This window comes from Aquipuribacter hungaricus (assembly GCF_037860755.1).
Lineage (GTDB): Bacteria > Actinomycetota > Actinomycetes > Actinomycetales > JBBAYJ01 > Aquipuribacter > Aquipuribacter hungaricus.
Genome location: NZ_JBBEOI010000289.1, coordinates 1 through 4,104 on the forward strand (window position 1 = coordinate 1; position 4,104 = coordinate 4,104).

Annotated in this window: 4 protein-coding genes; 3 read left to right on the plus strand and 1 reads right to left on the minus strand. The window is 78.9% G+C overall.

Annotated elements, in window-relative coordinates:
• Nucleotides 1–902 (minus strand): protein kinase domain-containing protein (locus WCS02_RS18295; protein WP_340295723.1); only part of this gene is annotated, 902 nt, incomplete at its 3' end.
• 70 nt (nt 903–972) lie between these two features.
• On the opposite strand from WCS02_RS18295, the gene WCS02_RS18300 reads away from it, so the two are divergent.
• The 3 genes from WCS02_RS18300 to WCS02_RS18310 form a co-directional block, all read left to right on the plus strand.
• Nucleotides 973–2,496 carry a flavin monoamine oxidase family protein gene (locus tag WCS02_RS18300; RefSeq protein WP_340295724.1) on the plus strand — a complete coding sequence of 508 codons (1,524 nt, stop codon included), beginning with the start codon at nt 973–975 and terminating at the stop codon, nt 2,494–2,496.
• A complete protein-coding gene (locus tag WCS02_RS18305; protein WP_340295725.1) occupies nt 2,486–3,220 on the plus strand; it encodes a Type 1 glutamine amidotransferase-like domain-containing protein in 735 nt (244 codons plus the stop codon). The genes WCS02_RS18300 and WCS02_RS18305 overlap by 11 nt, the downstream gene beginning before the upstream one ends.
• Nucleotides 3,217–4,104: nicotinate-nucleotide--dimethylbenzimidazole phosphoribosyltransferase (locus WCS02_RS18310; protein WP_340295726.1), on the plus strand; the 888-nt coding region annotated here is incomplete at its 3' end. The genes WCS02_RS18305 and WCS02_RS18310, both read left to right, overlap by 4 nt.

Consider the following 4,104-nt stretch of genomic DNA (forward strand, 5'->3'; position numbering starts at 1 on the left):
AGCGCCGCCGACGGCACCAGCCGCACCGCGGTCCCGGGGCAGGTGGCCCGCGCGGCGGCGGCGAGCTCCTCGGGCGCAGGCCGGGCTGCGGGGTCAGGGTCGAGCGCGGCGGTCACGGCGGCTGTCAGCCGCGACGGGCACGACGGCGCGAGCAGCCCCAGGGGGAGGCGGTCCTCCTCGACCGGGGGGACGGCACCCGTCAGCGCGAGCCAGGCGGCCGCACCGAGCCCGTGCACGTCGGCCGCGGGACCGGGCGCCGCACCGGCCAGCACCTCGGGCGCGGCGAAGCCGGGGGTGGCCCAGGCGGTCCCGCTGCCCGCCAGCCGCGCGACGCCGAGGTCGGCCAGCACCGGTCGCCCCCGGTCGACGAACAGGACGTTGGCGGCGGTGACGTCACCGTGCACGACCCCCCGGGCGTGCAGCGCCGCCAGCGCGTCCGCCAGCGGCGCCACCACCGTGACGACCTCGCCCGGCGTCAGCGTCCCCCGCGCCGCGACCTGCGCCGCCAGCGAGCCGCCGGACGCCAGGTCGGTGACCAGCGCCGGCGGGTCGCTGCAGACGCGGCGGACGGCCAGCACGTGCGGGTGGCGCAGACCCCCGAGCAGGGCGCCCTCGCGCGCGAGCAGCCAGCCGGCATCCTCGACGGCACCCGCCTCGCCCGCAGCGTTCCCGCCCCCGGCGCGCGCGCCCGCAGCCGTCCCGCCCGCAGCGCTCGGACCAGCGCCCGGACGCCGGTGGAGCAGCTTGACCGCCACCCGCTCACCGGTGGCGACATCGGTGCCCGCCCACACCGAGCCCGAGCCGCCGGAGCCCACCGGCGACCCGAGGACCACCCCGGCGACCTCGTCGCCCTCGCGCGGCCCGTCGTCCTGCGCCACGCCCGTGCTGCGTCGTCCCGCCACCCCCCGATGCCACCACGGGGCGCCGCTGGCCCGCGGGCGTCGTCCACAGGGCTGCGGCTACGGTGCTGTCGTGCCTGCCCGCGCCGGGACCCCTGCCGGTCCCTCCCCCGTCGACGCCTCCGCCCCGCCCGCCAGCGCCGACGTCGTCGTCGTCGGGGCCGGCCTCGCCGGGCTGGCCTGCGCGCGCGAGCTCATGGGCAGCGGGCTGGACGTCCTCGTCCTCGAGGCCGACGACGAGGTCGGCGGCCGGGTGCGGACCGACGACGTCGACGGCGTCCTCGTCGACCGGGGCTTCCAGCTGCTCAACCCCACCTACCCGGCCCTGCCGAGGGTCGTCGACGTCGACGCCCTCCGCCTGCAGCCGCTCGGCGCGGGCGTGGTCGTCGCCCGCGGCGAGCCCGTCGTCCGCACGCTGCTGGCCGACCCCGTCCGCCGACCCGACGCGCTCCCGGGCATGCTCCGCTCCGGCCTGCTGCCCGCCGGCGACCTGCTGGGCCTGGTGCGCCTGGTGGCCCGTGCGGTCCTCACCCCGGTCCCCAGGCTCGAGCGCGCACCCGACGTCGGCTGGCACGCCGCGTTCGACGCCGCAGGCCTCACCGGCCCGCTGCGCCGCCAGGTCGTGGAGCCCTTCCTCACCGGCACCCTCGCCGACGCCGACGGGACCACCTCGCGGCGCTACGTCGACCTGCTGCTGCGCTCCTTCGTCGCTGCGGGCCTGCTCGGTTCCCCCGGTCTACCGGTGGGCGGCATGCAGGCGTTCTCCGACGCGGTGGCCGCCCCCCTGCCCGCCGGCAGCGTCCGCACGGGCGCCCGCGTCCGTGCGACGACGCGGGGGCCGGACGGCTGGCAGGTGTCCGGCGACCACGCCGACGGACCGTTCCAGGTGCGCGCGCGCACGCTCGTCCTGGCCGGGGCGGCCCCCGCCACCGGCGCGCTGCTGGGCCGTCCCACCCCGCCCGACCGCGTCCTCACGACCGTCTGGCACGTGAGCGAGGAGCCCCTGGGCACCGGGCGGCGCGGCCGCTACCTCCACGTCTCCGGGGACGGCAGCCACCGCCGTCGTCACGGCCTGGTCAACACCGTCGTGGTCAGCCGCAGCGCGCCCGGCTACCTCCCGCCCCGCCTGGACGGTCGCGCCGACCTCGTCGCGACGACGGTCCTCGGCACCCTCGGCGAGCGGGCGGGCGAGCGTCCCGCGGCAGTGCTGGCCTCCGTCCGCGACCAGGCCGCCCGGGTGCTCGGCACCTCCCCCCGGCTGCTCGGCCACGAGGTCGCCGTGCACGAGGTGGTCGACGCCCTCCCCCGCCGGGACCTGCCCCTGCGGACCCGTCGTCCCGTGGACCTCGGCGACGGCCTGGTCGTCGTCGGCGACCACCGCGACACCCCGTCGATCCAGGGCGCCCTCGTGTCCGGCAGGCGCGGGGCCGGCGCGGTCCTCGCCCACCTCGGCCTGCGCCCCGCGGGCAGCGCCGAGACCGGCAGCGACGGCACCTACGGCGGCAGCAGCACTGCCGACAGCAGCAGCTCCCCCCGCGGCACCGCCCCGACGGGCGGGACGACCCCCACGCACCCGGAGGCCACCCGTGCCCGCTGACGTCCCCACCATCGTCGCGACGTCGGGCGGCTGGGTGCCCGGGCGGCGCACCCGCGTCGCGTTCGGCCCGCTGGTGCACCACTGCCTCGACCTGTCGGGCGTGAGCGGCCGCACCCCGAGAGTCACCCACCTGGGCACCGCGGGCGGCGACCAGGCGCACTGGAACAGCTGGGTGCTCGAGGCGGGCCGCGAGGCCGGCATCGACGTGACGAACCTGTCGCTGTTCCCGATGCCCAGCGTCGACGACGTGCTCGGCCACCTGCTCGAGGCGGACGTGGTGTGGGTCAACGGCGGCTCGGTCGTCAACCTGCTCGCCGTCTGGCGGGCGCACGGCCTGGACCGGGTGATGCGGCAGGTCTGGGAGGCCGGCGTCGTCCTCGGCGGGGTGAGCGCCGGGTCGATCTGCTGGCACACCGGCGGGACCACGGACTCCTTCGGGCCCGGCCTGGACCCGGTCACCGACGGGCTCGGGCTCGTCCCGTACGCCAACGGCGTCCACTACGACTCCGAGGCCCGCCGGCGCCCCCTGGTGCACGCCCTCGTCGCCGACGGCACGCTCGGGCGGACCTACTGCACCGACGACGGGGCCGGCCTCGTCTACCGCGGTACAGAGCTGGCGCAGGCCGTCGTCGAGCGCGACGGCGCAGGTGCCTACGTCGTGGAGCGGGACGCCTCGGGCGCGGCCGTGGAGGAGCGCCTGGACGTCGTGGACGTCCGCCGGTGAGCGCCCTCCCCCGTCCCGACCAGGCCGCCCTGCTCGAGGCGGTGCGCCCCGTCCCCGACGCCGGGGCCGCCGCGGCCGCGCGCCAGCGGCTCGCCGCCCTCGCCACCCCGCCGGGTGCGCTCGGCCGCATCGGCGAGACCGCCGTGTGGTGGGCCGGCGTCCGGGGCACCGCGACCCCTCCTCCGCCGCAGGAGGTGCACCTGCACGTGGTGGCCGGCGACCACGGGGTCACCACCCGGGGAGTCTCGGCCTTCCCCGCGGCCGTGACGCCGCTCATGGTCCAGGCGTTCCTGGACGGCGGCGCCGCCGCCACGGTGCTCGCCCGCCACCTGGGCGTCCGGGTGAGGACGCACGACCTCTCCGTCGACGTCGACTGGCCCGCCGGCACCGACCCGGACCTGGTCGCCCACAAGGTCCGCCGCGGCTCGGGCAGCATCGACACCGAGGACGCGCTCAGCCCCGCCGAGACCGACGCCGCCCTCGCCGCAGGGGCCGCCATCGCCGACGCCTCCGTCGACGCGGGCGCGGACCTGCTCGTCGTCGGCGACATGGGCATCGGCAACACCACCCCGTCCGCCGCCCTCGTCGCCGCCCTGCTGGGCCTGGGCGCCCCCACGGTCACCGGTCGCGGCACCGGTGTCGACGACGCCGGCCTGGCACGCAAGACCGAGGTCGTCGCCCTGGCCCTGGCTCGGGCGCGGGAGCGCCACGGGGCGGACCCGCTGCGGCTGCTCGGGGCGCTCGGCGGGGCCGACCTGGCCGCCATGGCCGGGATCTGCCTGCAGGCCGCCCGCCGCCGCACCCCGGTCCTGCTCGACGGGGTGGTCGTCACCGCCGCCGCGCTGGCCGCGGAACGGCTGGCCCCCGGGACCGCCGCGTGGTTC